The following is a 16,147-nucleotide window of genomic DNA, read 5'->3' on the forward strand; positions in this document are numbered from 1 at the left end:
GGCGCCCGTTTCTGCCCCGCGGCGGCGGCGACGTTAAAGTCGGGGGCATGCGGATCCATGTCGTCGACCACCCCCTGGTGGCGCACAAACTCACCACGCTGCGCGACGAGCGCACCGACTCGCCGACCTTCCGACGGCTGGCCGACGAGCTGGTCACCCTGCTCGCCTACGAGGCCACCCGTGACGTGCGCACCGAGCAGGTCGACATCACCACGCCGGTGGCGGGGACCACGGGCGTACGGCTCTCCCACCCGCGGCCGCTGGTCGTGCCGATCCTGCGAGCCGGTCTCGGCATGCTGGAGGGCCTGGTGCGCCTGCTGCCGACGGCCGAGGTCGGCTTCCTCGGCATGATCCGCGACGAGGAGACGCTGGAGGCCAAGACCTACGCCACCCGCATGCCGGAGGACCTGTCCGGACGCCAGGTGTACGTGCTGGACCCGATGCTGGCCACCGGCGGCACCCTGATCGCCGCGATCGACCTGCTGATCGAGCGCGGCGCGGACGACGTGACGGCCGTGGTGCTGCTCGCCTCCCCGGAGGGCGTCGAGGCCATGGAGCGGGCGCTGGCGGGCAAGCCGGTCACCGTCGTCACCGCCGCCGTCGACAGCCACCTCAACGAGAGCGGCTACATCGTCCCCGGTCTCGGCGACGCGGGCGACCGCCTCTACGGCACCGCGGGCTAGCGGGCTCCTTCACCGATACGTCAGGGCGGTACCGGACCCCCGCGGGGGTCCGGTACCGCCCTGACGTCCGTGCCGGGCCTACGGGAGCGTCAGCAGCCGGCGGGCCGGGGGGCCGCGCTCGGCTTGGCCAGGACGACGAGGTTCCGCTCGACGACCCGGTCTGCGGCCAGGGTGGTGAAGCCCTTGCCGAGCATGAGGTCGACGGTGTTGGCCGCGTGCTTGCTCTTGGGGGCCGCGGGCTTGTAGGTGGTGGTGCCCTTGAACTGGGCGCCGACCAGCTTCATGGCCGCCTCCGCCTTCGTGCCGGAGCCGCCGAGGAGCAGGGCGGCCGCGGTGACCTTGCGGTCGTACTCGGGGTCGGCGTTGCCGAAGGTGCCGATCTTGAAGCCCCGGGCGGCGAGCTGGTCGGCGGTCTTCTTGGCGAGGCCGCTCTTGGCGGTCGCGTTGTAGACGTTGACCGTGAGCTGCCCGGGTTCGGGGAACACGATGGGTTTGGTGCCGGAGGTACCGGGCGCCGGGGCGACCGCCTTGCAGGCCCGCTCCTTGGAGGCGTTGGCCGCTTGCGCGGGCTTCCCCTTCGCCGCGGCGTCGCCGTCGAAGACGTCGACCAGCTGGAGCGTGCCCCAGCCGGCGAGGCCGAGCACGGCGACGGTCGTGACCAGTACCGTCACGATCCGGAACTTGCTCCGTGGACGGCGCATTCGTGGGTACTGGTTCCCGGTGACACGGTACTTCCCGCCCATGCCAGGGGGCGTCAGCATGCTCATGTGCGCAGCGTAGTGCGGGATTCCGACTTGGCCTACTAAACGATCAACCAATCGCGGCCAATCGGGACGACTTGAACCCGAAAGGGTCAACAATCGGCTGAACGGATGTCAGGACCGGCTCGCCGGGACCCGTTGGCCCATCCGGGGCGCCCGGGACCGGTCCGGGCTCAGTCCATCTCCAGCACGCGCGCGTGCAGCACCTGCCGCTGCTGGAGCGCCGCGCGCACGGCGCGGTGGAGCCCGTCCTCGAGGTACAGGTCGCCCTGCCACTTCACGACGTGCGCGAACAGGTCCCCGTAGAACGTCGAGTCCTCGGCGAGCAGGGTCTCCAGGTCGAGTTGCCCCTTCGTGGTGACCAACTGGTCGAGGCGTACCGGACGTGGGGCGACGTCCGCCCATTCACGGGTGCTTTTCCGGCCGTGGTCGGGATACGGCCGCCCGTTTCCGATGCGCTTGAAGATCACACGGAAAGCCTACCGGGCAAGGGCGTACGGGCGCAGCAATGGCGCAGGAGTGCGATGGTGGGCAAATACGGTGATAGCGGGAGCAGCGGAGCAGCCCATGACCACGCCGACGACGCCCGACGCCGCGCGGGCCATCGCCCAGGGGTACGCCTTCACCGGACCGGCGCTCGATCTGGGGGCGCTGCTGTGGGACGGGCGGTGCCTGCCGGACGCCCCCGTCCGCGTCCCGCTCGGCATGCTCAGCCGGCACGGGCTCGTCGCCGGCGCGACCGGCACCGGGAAGACCAAGACGCTCCAGCTGATCGCGGAGCAGCTGTCCGCCCAGGGCGTACCCGTCTTCCTCGCCGACGTGAAGGGCGACCTCTCCGGCGTCTCGGCGCCCGGGGCGGCGGGCGACCGCGTGGCGCGGCGCGCCGCCGAGGTCGGGCAGGACTGGTCGCCGCAGGGCTGCCCCGCCGAGTTCTACGCCCTCGGCGGCATCGGCCCCGGCATCCCGGTGCGGGCCACGGTGACGAGCTTCGGCCCGGTGCTCTTCTCCAAGGTGCTCGGGCTCAACACGACGCAGGAGCAGTCGCTCGGCCTGATCTTCCACTACGCGGACGGCAAGGGCCTGGAGCTGGTGGACCTCAAGGACCTGCGGGCCGTCGTGGCCTTCCTCACCTCGGAGGAGGGCAAGGGCGAGCTGAAGGGGACCGGCGGGATCTCCCCGGCGACCGCCGGGGTCATCCTGCGCTCGCTGACGGCGTTCGAGGCGGAGGGCGCGGGCCCCTTCTTCGGGGAACCGGAGTTCGACACGGCGGAACTGCTGCGGACGACGGAGGGGGGCGGGCGCGGGACCGTGTCCGTGCTGGAACTGGCCGCCGTGCAGGACCGCCCGCGGCTCTTCTCGACCTTCCTGATGTGGCTGCTGGCCGACCTCTTCGAGGACCTGCCCGAGGTCGGCGACCTGGACCGGCCGAAGCTGGTCTTCTTCCTCGACGAGGCGCACCTGCTGTTCACCGGGGCGAGCAGGGCCTTCCTGGAGGCGATCACGCAGACCGTGCGGCTGATCCGCTCCAAGGGGGTGGGGATCTTCTTTGTGACGCAGACGCCGAAGGACGTGCCCGCCGAGGTGCTGGGCCAGCTCGGCAACCGGGTGCAGCACGCGCTGCGCGCCTTCACCCCGGAGGACGCCAAGGCGCTCAAGGCGACGGTGCGGACCTTCCCGACCTCCCCGTACGACCTGGAGGAACTGCTCACCGGTCTCGGCACCGGCGAGGCGGTGGTCACCGTGCTCAGCGAGAACGGCGCCCCCACCCCGGTCGCCGCCACCCGGCTGCGTGCTCCGCGCTCGCTGATGGGACCGGTCGCCCCGGAAGCGCTGGACGCGGCGGTCAAGGGGTCCGCGCGGTACGCGCGCTATGCACAGGCTGTGGACCGGGAGTCGGCGTACGAGCGGCTGAGCGAGCGGCCCACGCCCACGCCCACGCCCATGCCTGCTCCCGCCCCCGCGACGCGGAAGCGTGAGGAGCGGCCCGGGGAGGAACCGGGGGTGGTGGAGCAGGTGATGGGCAGCGGTGTCTTCCAGTCGCTGGCCCGCTCGGTGGGCACCCAGATCGGGCGCGAGATCAGCCGGTCCCTCTTCGGCACGTCCAAGCGGCGGCGGCGCCGGTAGGCCTACGCCTTCCCGGCCTTCTTCGCGGCGGCCTCGGCGGGCTTCGCCGGCCGGGCCGCCTTCGCCGCGCGCTTGGCCTCCTGCTTGAAGGCCCGCACCTTGTCCAGGGACTCCGGGCCGGTGATGTCGGCGACGGAACGGAACGAGCCCTCCTCGCCGTAGAGGCCGGCGGCCTCGCGCCAGCCGTCGGGGGTGACGCCGAGCTGCTTGCCGAGCAGGGCCAGGAAGATCTGCGCCTTCTGCTTGCCGTAGCCGGGCAGGTCGCCCAGCCGGGTCAGCAGTTCCCTGCCGTCGCCGACCCCGCGCCAGACCGCCTCGGCGTCGCCGTCGTAGTGCTCGACGAGGTACTGGCACAGCTGCTGGACGCGCTTGGCCATGGAACCCGGGTACCGGTGCACGGCCGGCTTCTCGGAGAACAGCGCGACGAAGGCCTCCGGGTCGTAGGCCGCGATCTCGTGGGCGTCCAGGTCGTCGCGGCCCATGCGGGTGGCGATGGTGTGCGGGCCGGTGAAGGCCCACTCCATCGGGATCTGCTGGTCGAGGAGCATGCCGGTGAGTGCGGCGAGCGGGCTGCGGCCGAGCAGCGCGTCGGCCTCGGGCTGCTGGGACAGCCGGAGTGTGGTTGCCATGGACCGATGATCCCGCGTGCGGCGGGGCGCCGCTCCCGCGTCACCCGAACGGCCCAGTGCCGATGGCCGACCGGGCGGTGCGGGCGGACCGTGTGAGGTGTCCACCACCGACGCGATGGGAGCCTTGTGATGAGCCAGCAGACGCAGTCGGTCAAGCCGCATCACCATTCGGGCTGGGCGACGGGCGGCACCGTGTTCGCGGGAGTCCTGATGATGGTCTCGGGTGTCTGGGCCATCCTCGAGGGCATCTCCGCCATCGCCAAGGACGACGTCTGGGTCCGGCTGGGCCACTACATCTTCAAGTGGAACCTGACGGCCTGGGGCTGGATCCACCTCGTGCTGGGAGTCCTCGTCCTCATCGTCGGCACGGCCCTGCTCTCCAGCGCGCCCAGGTGGGCGCGGGTCGCGGGTGTGGCGCTGATCGCGTTCAACATCCTGGTGAACTTCGCCTGGCTGCCGTACACGCCGTTCTGGGCCTTCCTGATGATCGCGATCGACATCTTCATCATCTGGGCCCTGTGCCGCGGCTGGGGCGACCACCCCGACCATCACGACCACCTGGGCGGGGACGGTCACCACGGCAGGGACGACAAGCTCGGCCACCCGGTCTGACGGCCCCGTACCCAGCGCGCCGCGGTCCCGGAGGCGTCCCCACGCCGCCGGGGCCGCGGCGTCATGGGCGGGATGTCACCCCTTCGTGTGGCATGACCGGTACGCCGGATAGCGTCCACCCGCGCGGGTAGCGCTGAACGCGTGACGCAGCCATTTGAACTGCCCGACTTCTACATGCCGTACCCCGCGCGCCTCAATCCCCATCTGGAGGAGGCGCGGGAGCACTCCCGCACCTGGGCGCGGGACATGGGGATGCTGGAGGGTTCGGGCATCTGGGACACCGCCGACCTCGACGCGCACGACTACGCGCTGCTGTGCGCCTACACCCATCCCGACTGCCCGGCACCGGAACTTTCCCTGGTGACGGACTGGTATGTGTGGGTGTTCTTCTTCGACGACCACTTCCTGGAGACGTTCAAGCGGTCCCAGGACCGCCGCGGCGGCAAGGCCTACCTGGACCGGCTGCCCGCCTTCATGCCGATGGACCTGGCGCAGGGCATGCCCGAGGCCGCGAACCCGGTCGAGGCGGGGCTCGCCGATCTGTGGCGGCGCACCGTCCCGGCCATGTCGCTGGACTGGCGCCGGCGGTTCGCCGAGAGCACCGAGCACCTGCTCAACGAGTCGCTGTGGGAGCTGTCCAACATCAACGCGGGCCGGGTGCCCAACCCCGTGGAGTACATCGAGATGCGCCGCAAGGTCGGAGGCGCGCCCTGGTCCGCGGGTCTGGTGGAGTACGCGGCCGGAGCCGAGGTGCCGGCCGCGATCGCCGGGTCGCGTCCGGTGCTCGTGCTGCGGGACGCCTTCTCCGACGCGGTGCACCTGCGCAACGACCTGTTCTCGTACCAGCGCGAGACGGAGGAGGAGGGCGAGCTCAGCAACGGCGTGCTGGTCCTGGAGAGCTTCCTGGGGTGCACGACCCAGGAGGCGGCGGAGTCCGTCAACGACCTGCTCACCTCGCGCCTGCAGCAGTTCGAGAACACCGCGGTCACCGAACTGCCGCCGCTCGTCGCCGAGCACGGGCTCGACCCGGCGCAGTGCGCGGCCGTGCTGGGGTACGTCAAGGGCCTGCAGGACTGGCAGTCCGGCGGCCACGAGTGGCACATGCGCTCCAGCCGCTACATGAACGGCGGCGGCGCGGGGGCGCCCGCCCGCACCGGCTGGTCGCCGTTCGCGCTGCCCGGCGGGATCGGCCTGTCGGCCGGCACGGTGCGGACCACCGGGCGGGCCGAGGCCGCCCGCGTCCGGGCCTTCACCCACGCGCCGCGGCGCACCGGGCCGGTCCCGCCGCCCGACTTCCTGATGCCCTTCCAGGTCACGCTCAGCCCGCACCTGGACGCCGCCCGGCGCACCATCGTCGACTGGGCGCACCGGATGGGCCTGCTGGAACCGCAGCCCGGCGTCCCCTTCTCCTTCGTGTGGGACGAGCGCAAGCTGATCGCGTTCGACCTGCCGCTGTGCGCCGCGGGCATCCACCCGGACGCGTCCCCCGAGGAGCTGGACATCACCTCCGGGTGGCTCACCTGGGGCACCTACGCCGACGACTGGTTCCCGGCCGTCTTCGGCCGCACCCGCGACCTGGCCGGCGCGCGCGCCGCCAACGACCGCCTGTCGGCCTTCATGCCGGTCGACGGCACGCCCGCGCCCTGCCCGGTCAACGCCCTGGAGCGCGGACTGGCCGATCTGTGGGCGCGCACGGCCGGGCCGATGCGGCCCGAGGCCCGCCGCCGCTTCCGCGCCGCGATCGAGAGCATGACCGCGAGCTGGCTGTGGGAGCTGGCCAACCAGGCGCAGCACCGCATCCCCGACCCCGTCGACTACCTGGAGATGCGCCGCCGCACTTTCGGCTCCGACCTGACGATGAGCCTGTGCCGGCTCGGGCACGGCCAGGTGGTGCCGGACGAGGTCTACCGCAGCGGGCCGATGCGGTCGCTGGAGAACTCCGCCGCCGACTACGCCTGCCTGATGAACGACGTCTTCTCGTACCAGAAGGAGATCGAGTACGAGGGCGAGATCCACAACGCCCTGCTGGTGGTGCAGAACTTCTTCGGCTGCGACGAGCCGGCCTCGCTCGCCGTGGTCCACGACCTGATGACCGGGCGCATGAAGGAGTTCCAGCACGTCGCGGCGAACGAACTGCCCGTGCTGTACGACGACTTCGCCCTCGGTGCGGAGGCCCGGGCGGTCCTGGACGGCTATGTGCGCGAACTGGAGAACTGGCTCGCGGGCATCCTGGCCTGGCACAGCGGCTGCCACCGCTACGAGGAGGAGGAACTGCGCCGGCCGCCCGGTTCGCCCCGGATGCCCTCCGGCGCGCACGGACTCGGCACGTCGGCGGCCCGGTTGGTCACGCTGCTCGGGGCGCGGTAGCGCGGCGGCGGGGGGGAAGGGGGGCGGCCCGTGCGGGGGCCGCCCCCGGAGGCACGGACGAGTGCCCGTGCGACACACGTCGGTTGCCGCGCGGGGGGCCGGACGGTGGCGGGCTGCGGAACGGAGGGCCTCGGCCGGGCCGGTGGGGGAACGCGCGGTTCGCCGGAGGGGGCGATGGTGGCGCGGGTCTCCGGGCGCCTACGGTGGACCCGCAACTGCGGCCCGGCGGTGAGGAGTTCCATCCATGAACGCGTCCATTACCCAACGCGTCGCGCTGCGGGACCGGTTGCTCGACCGGTTCCTGCTGCACGGCACCGTCGTGTCCGTGGAGCGGGTGGCCGCCCGCATGCGGCGGCTGCGGATCGAGGGCCCGGGGCTGGGCGGGACGGCCTGCCGGCCGGGGCAGCAGGTGCGGGTGCACGTGGACGGGCTGACCCGGCGGACGTACTCGGTCTGGCACCACGACCCGGCGGGCGCGATCGAGCTGTGCGTGATGGAGCACCCGGAACCGGGACCCGGCGCGCGCTGGGGCGCGGCGGCGGAGGTCGGGACGCGGGTCCGGCTGGGCCGGCCGGAAGGGTCGTTCGTGCTGCGGCCGGAGGCCCGGCACCACCTCTTCGTGGGCGAGGAGACGGCCATGCCGGCGCTGGGCGCCATGCTCGCCGCGCTGCCCGGGGACGCGTCCGTGCACGGCTGCGTGGAGACGGCGACCGCCGAGGACCGGCTGCCGCTGGCGCACGCGGACCGGCTCGCCTGGCGGCTGCGCGGCGGCACCTCCGCCGCGGCCTCCGAGGGACTTGCCGAGGCCGTCCGGGCGCTGGACCTGCCGGAGGACCCGGCGGGCGGTGCCGCCTACGTCGCGGGGGAGGCCCGCACCGTGCAGCTGGTGCGCGGCGTGCTGGTCCGCGAACGCGGCTGGGACCGCCGGGCGGTGCTGACCAAGCCGTTCTGGAGCCCGGGCAAGCGCGGCATGGAGTGAGCGGCGGGGCGGCCCGTCAGTCCGCGTCGCGGATCCACGCCTCGTAGGACATCACGTCGCCGGCCCGTACCCGGTACGCCGCCACGTCCTTGGTGAAGGTGGTCTCGATGCCCAGGACCCCGCCGGTGCGCGGGTCGAGGATCACCATGATGCGGGTGACGCCGGTGTCGAGGACGTACGCCTGTCCCGGACGGCCGAGGCGGTCGGTGATCGCGCCGACCGGGCGCAGGTCCTTCGCGGCGGCCAGCAGGGCGTCGATCGCCGCGATGTCCCGGGCGCCGGGCGTCCAGTCGCCCAGCAGCGAGGGCAGCACGTCGAGCAGCTCCTGCGTGCGGGTGCAGGCGCAGCCGTAGACGTCGCGCAGGTAGCCGCGCCACTCGCCGGCGTCGTGCGGCGGCTCGGAACCGGACAGCCCGTACGGCGGCAGCGTGCCGGGCGGGTACGACGCGCGGTGCAGCACCTTGCCGTCCGCGACGGTGCGGGGAGCGCCGCCGGGGTCGGTGATGACGGGCGCGCCCGGGTGCAGGGGGTCGGTGGCGACGACCAGTTCGGTACCGCTGCCGTCGGCGTTCCACCGGGTCAGGCGCTCCTCCGGGACGGTGACGGGCGGCCGTGCGCCGGGACCCTCCTCCATGCTCATGCTCCACGACATCACGTGCGTGCCGCCCCGTGTCCCTGGCGCCGTGTCCCCGCCCGCGGCGGCGTCCCGGGCCGCCCGCGCGATGTCGGCCAGCGGCACCGCCGGGGAACCGGCCTCGGGCCGCAGCGCGACGGGCGCCGCGACCGCGTGCGTGCTGCCCGCGTCCGACAGGGTGAAGGCCAGGACGGCGGTGACGGCGACGGCCGCCGCCACGCCGGCCGGCACCACGCGCGGCACGCGCCGGCGCCGCCGCGCCGGCGCCGGCCGCATCAGCCGGCGCAGCGCGTGCTCGGCGCGCGCGTCCAGGGGGCGGTCGGCCCACCGCGGATCGCCCGCCGGTACGGGGTCGGCCTGCCTCAGCAGCTCCAGGTCCCGCTCTTCGGTCATCGCCGTGACTCCCCTTCGCCCGTGTTCCGCGTGGCCGGTGCGGCCTGTACGCCGTGGGGCGCCGCGCCCGCCGCCACCGACATCCCCATGCGGTCGATCTGCTCGCGCAGCCTGCGCCGCGCGCGGTGCAGCCGCATGGCGGCCGCGCTCCGGCCGCAGCCGAGGGCGACCGCCAGCTCGCCGACGTCGAGTTCCTCCCAGGCGGTCAGCCGCAGCGCCTCCCGGTCGGTGTCCGGCAGCCGTTCCAGCGCCTCGTGCACCCACGCCCCGGGGCGCTCGGTGTCGGGGCTCGGCACGAGGTGCGTGCCGTGCGCCGTCTCGTGGTTCCCTACCCGGTCCAGCAGCCTGCGGCGGCGGCTCCGGCCGCGCACGGTGTTGGCGAGGCAGTTGCGGGCCACGCCGTACAGCCAGGGCAGCGGCTGCCCGGGGAGTTCGCGGCGGCGCCGCCACGCGACGGCGAAGACCTCCGCGGCGACTTCCTCCACCTCGTCCTGCTCCTGGCCGTCCAGCCGCCGCGCGATGTAGCGGCAGATCGCCCAGTAGTGCTCGCGGTAGGCCGTGGCGAACGCCTCGCTGTGCGTCTCGTCCGTGCTCATGACCGCTTGGTGTCCGACATGGCCCCGATCATCACACCCGTCCGGTGTGATCTTTTCGCCGGTCCTCGCGGGCGTCCTCCCGTGACGCACCGGGCGGTCCCGGACACCTAGCGGGCATGAGGCTCAAAGACGTACGCGGGACCGCGGTGGTGCGGTGGCTGACCACCACGGACCACAAGACCATCGGCACGCTCTACCTGGTCACGGCGTTCGCGTTCTTCTGCGCGGGCGGTGTGATGGCGCTGCTGATGCGCGCCGAACTCGCCCGGCCCGGACTGCAGGTCCTGAGCAACGAGCAGTTCAACCAGCTGTTCACGATGCACGGCACGGTGATGCTGCTGATGTTCGCCACCCCGCTCTTCGCGGGCTTCGCGAACTGGATCATGCCGTTGCAGATCGGCGCGCCCGACGTCGCCTTCCCCCGGCTCAACATGTTCGCGTACTGGCTCTACCTGCTGGGTTCGCTCATCGCGGTGAGCGGCTTCCTGACCCCGCAGGGCGCGGCCGACTTCGGCTGGTTCGCCTACTCCCCGCTGTCGAGCGCCGTGCACTCGCCGGGTGTGGGCGGCGACCTGTGGATCATGGGCCTGGCGCTGTCGGGCTTCGGGACGATCCTGGGCGCGGTCAACCTCATCACCACGATCGTCTGCATGCGCGCCCCCGGCATGACGATGTTCCGGATGCCGATCTTCACCTGGAACGTGCTGCTCACCGGCGTGCTGGCGGTGATGGCCTTCCCGGTGCTGGCCGCCGCGCTCTTCGCGCTGGAGGCGGACCGGACGTTCGGGGCGCACATCTTCGACCCGGCCAACGGCGGGGCGCTGCTGTGGCAGCACCTGTTCTGGTTCTTCGGGCACCCGGAGGTGTACATCATCGCGCTGCCGTTCTTCGGGATCATCAGCGAGGTGATCCCGGTCTTCTCCCGCAAGCCGATGTTCGGCTACACCGGGCTGATCGCCGCGACCGTCTCCATCGCGGGCCTGTCGGTCACGGTCTGGGCGCACCACATGTACGTGACGGGCGGGGTGCTGCTGCCCTTCTTCTCCTTCATGACGCTGCTCATCGCGGTGCCCACCGGGGTGAAGGTCTTCAACTGGATCGGCACGATGTGGAAGGGCTCGCTGAGCTTCGAGACCCCGATGCTCTGGGCGACCGGCTTCCTGGTCACCTTTGTGTTCGGCGGTCTCACCGGGGTGCTCCTCGCCTCGGCGCCGCTGGACTTCGAGGTCTCCGACACCTACTTCGTGGTGGCGCACTTCCACTACGTGGTCTTCGGGACGGTGGTCTTCGCGATGTTCTCGGGACTGCACTTCTGGTGGCCGAAGTTCACCGGCAAGATGCTCGACGAGCGCCTGGGCAAGATCACCTTCTGGACGCTCTTCACCGGCTTCCACGGCACGTTCCTGGTCCAGCACTGGCTGGGCACCGAGGGGATGCTGCGGCGCATCCCGGACTACCTGGCCGCCGACGGCATCACCACCTTGAACACCGTCTCGACGATCAGCTCCTTCCTGCTGGGGCTCTCCCTGCTGCCGTTCCTCTACAACGTCTGGCGCACGGCGAAGTACGGGAAGAAGGTGGAGACCGACGACCCGTGGGGCTGGGGGCGTTCCCTGGAGTGGGCGACCTCCTGCCCGCCGCCGCGCCACAACTTCCGCTCCCTGCCGCGCATCCGGTCCGAGTCGCCCGCGTTCGACCTGCACCATCCCGAGGTGGGGACGTCGGAAACGGTATCGAGCCTGCCGGGAGCGACACTCCCGGCCGGTCGCGGCGGCGCCTAGGTTCGACGGCATGACGACGCACGAAGCCACCACGGCGACCCGCTCGCGCACCCACACCTGGCAGACCCGCCCCGAGCCGGCCTCCGAGATCCCGGGGATGACCGGCCGCGAGATCCTCCAGGGCGCGCTGGACGGGAGGTTCCCGGCCGCCTCCATCATGAGCACGCTCGGCTTCCGGCTCGTCGGGGTCGGCGACGGACGCGCGGTCTTCGAGGGCGACCCCGGCGACCACCTGATCAACCCGATGGGCACCGTGCACGGCGGGTTCCTCGCCACCCTGCTGGACTCGGCGCTCGGCTCCGCCGTGATGAGCCGGCTGCAGGCCGGATCGGCGTACACCACCGTCCAGCTGGGGGTGCACATGATCCGGCCGGTGCTCGCGGGGACGCCCACCCTGCGCTGCGAGGGCACCGCGCTGCACGTCGGCCGGACGACGGCCACCGCGCAGGCGCGCGTCGTCGGCACGCACGACGGCAAGCTCTACGCGCACGGCACGACGACCTGCGCGGTGCTCCGCCTCAGCTGACCGACGCCACCGCCGCCTCGGCCACGGCCAGGGCCGTCGCCATGATGCTGAGCTGCGGATTCACCTCCGGGCAGCTGGGCAGCGCGGAGGCGTCGGCGACATGGACGCCCGCCACGCCGCGCAGCCGGCCGTCCGGCCCGGCGGGCGCGGTGCGCGGGTCGGCGCCCATCGCGACGGTGCCGGTGGGGTGGAACGCCGACAGATGGAGCTGCCGTACCGTCACGCGGTCGAGTGTGTCGCGGAGTTCGGCGGGAGTGCGGGCCCTCGGCGCGGCCGGGATGCCGGTGAGGACCTCCCGCGCGCCCGCGGCGAAGAGCAGGTCGCCCATGGCGCGCACCGCGCGCAGCAGACGCCGGGCGTCACGCGGGTCGATGTCGTAGCGCAGCAGCGGGCGACCGCGGCCCTGTACGCGCCCGCCCGGCCGGTCCGCGATCATCGCGCCGAAGGTGGCCAGGCGGCCGGAGTCCTCCAGCTCCGCACGCAACTCCCGCCCGACGCCCGGCAGGACGAAGGAGCCCATGCCCGGCGGCGGGGCCGTGGCCTCGATGAGGATGCCGTCCGCGTGCAGTTCCTCGACGCCCGCGCTCTGCAGCACCGCAGGGCCGCCGTCCGCGACGGGTTCGTCGAAGCGCCCGGCCACGCTGGTGGCCGGGTGCACGGCGAGGTTGCGACCGGTGCGCGGATGCCGGCCGAGCCCGGAGCGGCGCAGCAACGGCGGGGTCTCCAGCGCGCCGGCGGCGACCACCACCAGCGGGGCCATGATCTCCAGCATGCTGCCGTCGGCGCGTCGTACGGCGACACCGCGGGCCCGCGGGCCGCCGGGCCGGTCCGGATCGGTCAGCACCCGGCGCACCGAGGCGCCGGTGACGATCCGCGCCCCGGCCGCGCAGGCCTGCGGCAGCACGGACAGCTGGACGCTCTGCTTCGCGCCGGCCGGGCAGCCCACCACGCACTGGCACGAGCCGCGGCAGCCGGGCGCGTTGCGCCGCAGCGGACCGGCCCGCCAGCCGAGTTCACGGGCGCCGAGCAGCGCGAGCGTGCCGTTGCGGCCCAGCACGCCGAGCGGCTGGGTGGCCACCCGCAGGGTGCGTTCGACCTCGTCCAGGCGCGCGCCGAAGGTCTCCGCGTCGGCGAGGGCGCCGAGCCCGTGCTCCTCGCGCCAGCGGGTCAGCACATGGTCCGGGGTGCGGTAGCAGGTACCGGAGTTGACGACCGTGGTGCCGCCGACCGCGCGGCCGGTGGGCACGACGAGCGGCGGGCTGCCGAGGGCGACGGTCGCACCGCCGTCCCGGTACAGCTCGGCGAAGCGGTCCAGCGGGGCCCGGCGTCCGAACTCCGCGGTGGTGTGCCGGCGGCCCTCCTCCAGGACCAGGACCCGCAGCCCGGCCCGCGCCAGGGTCCGCGCCGCCATCGCGCCGCCCGCGCCGGACCCGATCACCACGGCGTCCGCCCGTGAGCGGTCCGGCCACCGGGCGGCGGGCACGCAGTCCAGCGGCGGGTCCTGCGGGGCGGCCGGTGCGACGGCCGGTGCGCCCGTGCGCAGCATCCGCTCGGTCCCGGCGGCCAGCAGCACCGGCACCTTCACCACGTCGAGCAGCGGCAGCAGCGCGGGCCGGGCCGCGATTCCGGTCACCAACGCCTCCCGCTGACCCGGTGTCAGCCGCTCCAGTCCGTGCCCGGTCCGGGTCCTGGCGTACCCGTCGACCGCCGCTGCCGCCGCCCGGAACCCGTGCCGCGCCGGTGCGGGCATCGTCGCGAGCAGGCCCTCCAGCCGCGCGGCCACCCCCGCGGTCCAGTCGCCGTCCCCGTCGGCCGCGAGCAACGCCGCCACCAGGCCCTCCACCACGCTCACCGGTCGCCGACCTCCGCGTGGGCGGTGCCGTCGAGGGTCCACTCGGCCTCGGTGTGCCAGCGGCCCGCGGCACGGCGTTCGAGGAGGACGTGGGCGTCGGCGGTCTCGCTGTTGCGGCAGACGGCGGCGGCGCCGTCGGGGTCGGCGTAGTCGAGGGCGAGGGTGCGCTCTGGGTACTGGACGACCCGTACGGTGACGCGCCGCCGGCCGGCGCGGCCGGTGACCGTCCACTGCGGGAGGCCTATGTCGGCGGTGAAGCGCCGCAGGCCCGCGCGGCCGAGGGCGGCGCGCAGTCCGCCGCGCGGCCAGTCACGGCCGTCCTTGCGCAGGCGGAGGAAGACCAGCGGGGGAAGCCGGTCCAGCCCGGGGCGGGTGGAGACGGCGGCCACGATCTCCAGGACGTCGCCGCCGCCGAGGTCCGCGTGCAGCCAGGCCCAGCGGCGGGCGTTGCCGTGCCCGTAGATGCGGGCCGACGCCCCGGGCGCCCGGCGCAGGTCCAGTTCACCGGAGCCGTGGCGGACGCGGCCGGTGTAGCGGGCCCGGGGGGACGGCACGATCTGCGCCGCCGGGAGCAGCGGCCGGCGCCACGACCAGCGCGGGAAGGTGTAGAGCGGTTCCGCGTCGCCGGGTTCCTCGGTGAGGTCCCAGGACAGGGCGCCCGCGGTGCCGCGCAGCCGTCCGGGCAGGGCCTCGACGCCGCCCGCGGTGAAGCCCTCCGGCTGCTCCGCCGTGCCGGCCGTGCCCGCCGTCGCTTCCGGCCACGGGACGGGCCCGAAGCGGGCGTGCTCGACGGGTTCGGCGCCCTTGGCGGGGAAGACGGCCGCCCAGCCGTGCGCGTGGGCGCCGCCGCCGTCGGCCGGGGTGACCACCTCGTGGTGCAGCCACAGTCCCGCGCCGGTGGCGGGGTCGGTGGCGGTGGTGTACCAGACCTCGGTGCGGCCGGGGGAGCCGCCGGAGCGGGGCGCCCAGTGCGCGCGGGCCTCGTCGCGGACCGGGAAGCGGAAGCTCGTGAGGAACGGCCCGAGCGCGGTGGCGGTGCGGAAGCGCAGCGTCCCGGTGCCTGCCGGTTCCGCGGAGCCGTCCCGGGTGAGCGTGAACGGCAGGACGGTCGTCGACCGCAGCGGGTGCCGCGGGGTGACCGACTTCCAGCCGTCGAGGACGCACCTTCGCCCGTCGAGGGCGAACTCCAGCCGGTAGTGGATGCGCCGCCGGGCCAGCGGTGAGATCTCCAGGGTGCCGGTGGCCTCGGGGTCGTCGGCGCGGCCCGCGATGCGCAGCCGTCCGGTGACCCGGGCGGGCGTGGTGCGGTGGGGGAGCAGCAACCGGTCGCAGCGGACGGCGAGTTCCATCCGCACCGGCCGGTCCTCGTCCTCGCCGGACAGCCGTACGGTGCCGGACATCGTCTCGGCGAAGACGGTGCCGCGCCGGGCGCGGGGGCCGCTCACCGGGTCGCCGCCTTCAGCCCGGCGCGCATGATCCGTTCGGTGGCGGTCAGATAGGCCTCCGCCGCCTCGCGGGCCGCCGCGGGGTCGCCCTCCTCGACCGCGGCGACGACCGGTTCGAGCCGCCCGTGGGCCTCCTCCGGGTCCTGGAACGGACCGGAGAGGTGACGCCGCATCGGCAGATAGGCGTTGAAGAGGGTGTTGGTGAGCAGTACGTAGACCCGGTTGCCCGTCGCGTGGGCCAGCGCGCGGTGCACCTCGGCGTCGGCGAGCTGCACCGCGTCCGGCTGCTCGGCCTCGCGCACGGCCTCGATCCGTGTCCGCAGCCGGGCCCGGTGCGCGGCGGTGGCCCGCGAGGCGGCCGTACCGGCGATCAACGTGCCGACTCCGCGCCGCACTTCGAAGATCTCGCCGAGCCAGCGCGCGTCGTGCCGGACCAGCATGGGCAGCAGGTCGGCGCCGCCGAGCCGCTCGTAGTCGCGCACGCGGGTGCCGATGCCGTGCCGGGTCTCCAGCAGCCCGGCCTGCACGAGCCGCCCGAAGGCGTGCTTGAGCGTGGTGCGGGTGACGCCGTACCCCTCGGCGAGCTGACGTTCGGGTGGCAGCAGACTGCCGGCGGGGTGGCGGCCGGCGAGGATCTCCTCGCGCAACCGGTCCTCCAGGACGTCCACGATCGACTCGCGCGGCAGCGCTTCCATCTCACCCTCCAGTGGCTCAGTGGCTCATCCACTCAATCCAATCGTCCGACGCCCCGTCAAGACCCGGGCG

Annotated in this window: 15 protein-coding genes; 7 read left to right on the forward strand and 8 right to left on the reverse strand. The window is 73.6% G+C overall.

Annotated features, from left to right (window positions below; genetic code table 11):
• Positions 1-47 precede the first annotated feature (47 nt).
• The gene (upp, locus tag ACIP98_RS16470; protein ID WP_319663810.1) at positions 48-683 is read left to right on the forward strand and encodes a uracil phosphoribosyltransferase; all 636 of its coding nucleotides are present in this window, start codon (positions 48-50) and stop codon (positions 681-683) included.
• An 89-nt stretch (positions 684-772) separates the two neighbouring features.
• Here the strand turns inward: upp and ACIP98_RS16475 are convergent, their stop codons facing one another.
• Both ACIP98_RS16475 and ACIP98_RS16480 read right to left on the reverse strand, forming a co-directional pair.
• Entirely contained in the window at positions 773-1,450 is a 678-nt protein-coding gene (locus tag ACIP98_RS16475) for a LytR C-terminal domain-containing protein (RefSeq protein ID WP_319663812.1), read from the reverse strand.
• Positions 1,451-1,617: 167 nt separating this feature from the next.
• Complete coding sequence (locus ACIP98_RS16480; RefSeq protein ID WP_319134963.1) at positions 1,618-1,914, reverse strand: type II toxin-antitoxin system VapB family antitoxin; 297 nt, start codon at positions 1,912-1,914, stop codon at positions 1,618-1,620.
• 97 nt (positions 1,915-2,011) lie between these two features.
• Here ACIP98_RS16480 and ACIP98_RS16485 point away from each other — a divergent pair, with 97 nt between their 5' ends.
• Positions 2,012-3,568 carry a helicase HerA-like domain-containing protein gene (locus tag ACIP98_RS16485; RefSeq protein ID WP_401976432.1) on the forward strand — a complete coding sequence of 519 codons (1,557 nt, stop codon included), beginning with the start codon at positions 2,012-2,014 and terminating at the stop codon, positions 3,566-3,568.
• 2 nt (positions 3,569-3,570) lie between these two features.
• Here the strand turns inward: ACIP98_RS16485 and ACIP98_RS16490 are convergent, their stop codons facing one another.
• Positions 3,571-4,197 carry an HhH-GPD-type base excision DNA repair protein gene (locus tag ACIP98_RS16490; RefSeq protein ID WP_401976435.1) on the reverse strand — a complete coding sequence of 209 codons (627 nt, stop codon included), beginning with the start codon at positions 4,195-4,197 and terminating at the stop codon, positions 3,571-3,573.
• A 129-nt stretch (positions 4,198-4,326) separates the two neighbouring features.
• On the opposite strand from ACIP98_RS16490, the gene ACIP98_RS16495 reads away from it, so the two are divergent.
• The 3 genes from ACIP98_RS16495 (at position 4,327) to ACIP98_RS16505 (ending at position 8,155) form a co-directional block, all read left to right on the forward strand.
• Positions 4,327-4,809, forward strand: coding sequence for a hypothetical protein (locus ACIP98_RS16495; protein ID WP_401976437.1), 483 nt, complete (start codon positions 4,327-4,329; stop codon positions 4,807-4,809).
• Positions 4,810-4,950: 141 nt separating this feature from the next.
• Positions 4,951-7,176, forward strand: coding sequence for a family 2 encapsulin nanocompartment cargo protein terpene cyclase (locus ACIP98_RS16500; protein WP_401976439.1), 2,226 nt, complete (start codon positions 4,951-4,953; stop codon positions 7,174-7,176).
• A 244-nt stretch (positions 7,177-7,420) separates the two neighbouring features.
• A complete protein-coding gene (locus ACIP98_RS16505) occupies positions 7,421-8,155 on the forward strand; it encodes a siderophore-interacting protein (protein WP_401976442.1) in 735 nt (244 codons plus the stop codon).
• Positions 8,156-8,171: 16 nt separating this feature from the next.
• Here ACIP98_RS16505 and ACIP98_RS16510 read toward each other — a convergent pair whose 3' ends face one another.
• Together ACIP98_RS16510 and ACIP98_RS16515 are read right to left on the reverse strand one after the other, a co-directional pair.
• Positions 8,172-9,182, reverse strand: coding sequence for a CU044_5270 family protein (locus tag ACIP98_RS16510; RefSeq protein WP_401976444.1), 1,011 nt, complete (start codon positions 9,180-9,182; stop codon positions 8,172-8,174).
• Positions 9,179-9,778 carry a sigma-70 family RNA polymerase sigma factor gene (locus ACIP98_RS16515; protein ID WP_319663823.1) on the reverse strand — a complete coding sequence of 200 codons (600 nt, stop codon included), beginning with the start codon at positions 9,776-9,778 and terminating at the stop codon, positions 9,179-9,181. Before ACIP98_RS16515 ends, ACIP98_RS16510 begins: the two co-directional genes overlap by 4 nt.
• Positions 9,779-9,894: 116 nt before the next feature.
• Here ACIP98_RS16515 and ctaD point away from each other — a divergent pair, with 116 nt between their 5' ends.
• A complete protein-coding gene (gene ctaD / locus ACIP98_RS16520) occupies positions 9,895-11,559 on the forward strand; it encodes a cytochrome c oxidase subunit I (protein ID WP_401976447.1) in 1,665 nt (554 codons plus the stop codon).
• A gap of 10 nt (positions 11,560-11,569) precedes the next feature.
• Positions 11,570-12,085 (forward strand): PaaI family thioesterase, encoded by a 516-nt coding sequence (locus tag ACIP98_RS16525; RefSeq protein ID WP_401976449.1) that lies wholly within the window; start codon positions 11,570-11,572, stop codon positions 12,083-12,085.
• Here ACIP98_RS16525 and ACIP98_RS16530 read toward each other — a convergent pair.
• From ACIP98_RS16530 to ACIP98_RS16540, 3 genes are read right to left on the reverse strand one after another with little or no spacing between them, the layout of a single operon-like run.
• Positions 12,078-13,937 carry a GMC family oxidoreductase N-terminal domain-containing protein gene (locus tag ACIP98_RS16530; RefSeq protein WP_401976451.1) on the reverse strand — a complete coding sequence of 620 codons (1,860 nt, stop codon included), beginning with the start codon at positions 13,935-13,937 and terminating at the stop codon, positions 12,078-12,080. The genes ACIP98_RS16525 and ACIP98_RS16530 overlap by 8 nt on opposite strands.
• Positions 13,934-15,382 carry a hypothetical protein gene (locus tag ACIP98_RS16535; RefSeq protein WP_401976454.1) on the reverse strand — a complete coding sequence of 483 codons (1,449 nt, stop codon included), beginning with the start codon at positions 15,380-15,382 and terminating at the stop codon, positions 13,934-13,936. The genes ACIP98_RS16530 and ACIP98_RS16535 overlap by 4 nt, the downstream gene beginning before the upstream one ends.
• Positions 15,379-16,077: an FCD domain-containing protein gene (locus ACIP98_RS16540; protein WP_319663828.1), complete on the reverse strand. Its 699-nt coding sequence runs from the start codon at positions 16,075-16,077 to the stop codon at positions 15,379-15,381. Before ACIP98_RS16540 ends, ACIP98_RS16535 begins: the two co-directional genes overlap by 4 nt.
• Positions 16,078-16,147: the final 70 nt, after the last annotated feature.

It is taken from the genome of Streptomyces sp. NPDC088354, from assembly GCF_044753585.1.
In the GTDB taxonomy this organism is placed as follows: Bacteria; Actinomycetota; Actinomycetes; order Streptomycetales; family Streptomycetaceae; genus Actinacidiphila.

What these genes read in the sequence shown, in the direction of transcription:
- upp (WP_319663810.1), top strand. Translation starts at nt 48, where the DNA reads ATGCGGATCCATGTCGTCGACCACCCCCTGGTGGCGCACAAACTCACC.
- ACIP98_RS16475 (WP_319663812.1), bottom strand. Translation starts at nt 1,450, where the DNA reads ATGAGCATGCTGACGCCCCCTGGCATGGGCGGGAAGTACCGTGTCACC.
- ACIP98_RS16485 (WP_401976432.1), top strand. Translation starts at nt 2,012, where the DNA reads ATGACCACGCCGACGACGCCCGACGCCGCGCGGGCCATCGCCCAGGGG.
- ACIP98_RS16490 (WP_401976435.1), bottom strand. Translation starts at nt 4,197, where the DNA reads ATGGCAACCACACTCCGGCTGTCCCAGCAGCCCGAGGCCGACGCGCTG.
- ACIP98_RS16495 (WP_401976437.1), top strand. Translation starts at nt 4,327, where the DNA reads ATGAGCCAGCAGACGCAGTCGGTCAAGCCGCATCACCATTCGGGCTGG.
- ACIP98_RS16505 (WP_401976442.1), top strand. Translation starts at nt 7,421, where the DNA reads ATGAACGCGTCCATTACCCAACGCGTCGCGCTGCGGGACCGGTTGCTC.
- ACIP98_RS16510 (WP_401976444.1), bottom strand. Translation starts at nt 9,182, where the DNA reads ATGACCGAAGAGCGGGACCTGGAGCTGCTGAGGCAGGCCGACCCCGTA.
- ACIP98_RS16515 (WP_319663823.1), bottom strand. Translation starts at nt 9,778, where the DNA reads ATGAGCACGGACGAGACGCACAGCGAGGCGTTCGCCACGGCCTACCGC.
- ctaD (WP_401976447.1), top strand. Translation starts at nt 9,895, where the DNA reads ATGAGGCTCAAAGACGTACGCGGGACCGCGGTGGTGCGGTGGCTGACC.
- ACIP98_RS16525 (WP_401976449.1), top strand. Translation starts at nt 11,570, where the DNA reads ATGACGACGCACGAAGCCACCACGGCGACCCGCTCGCGCACCCACACC.
- ACIP98_RS16540 (WP_319663828.1), bottom strand. Translation starts at nt 16,077, where the DNA reads ATGGAAGCGCTGCCGCGCGAGTCGATCGTGGACGTCCTGGAGGACCGG.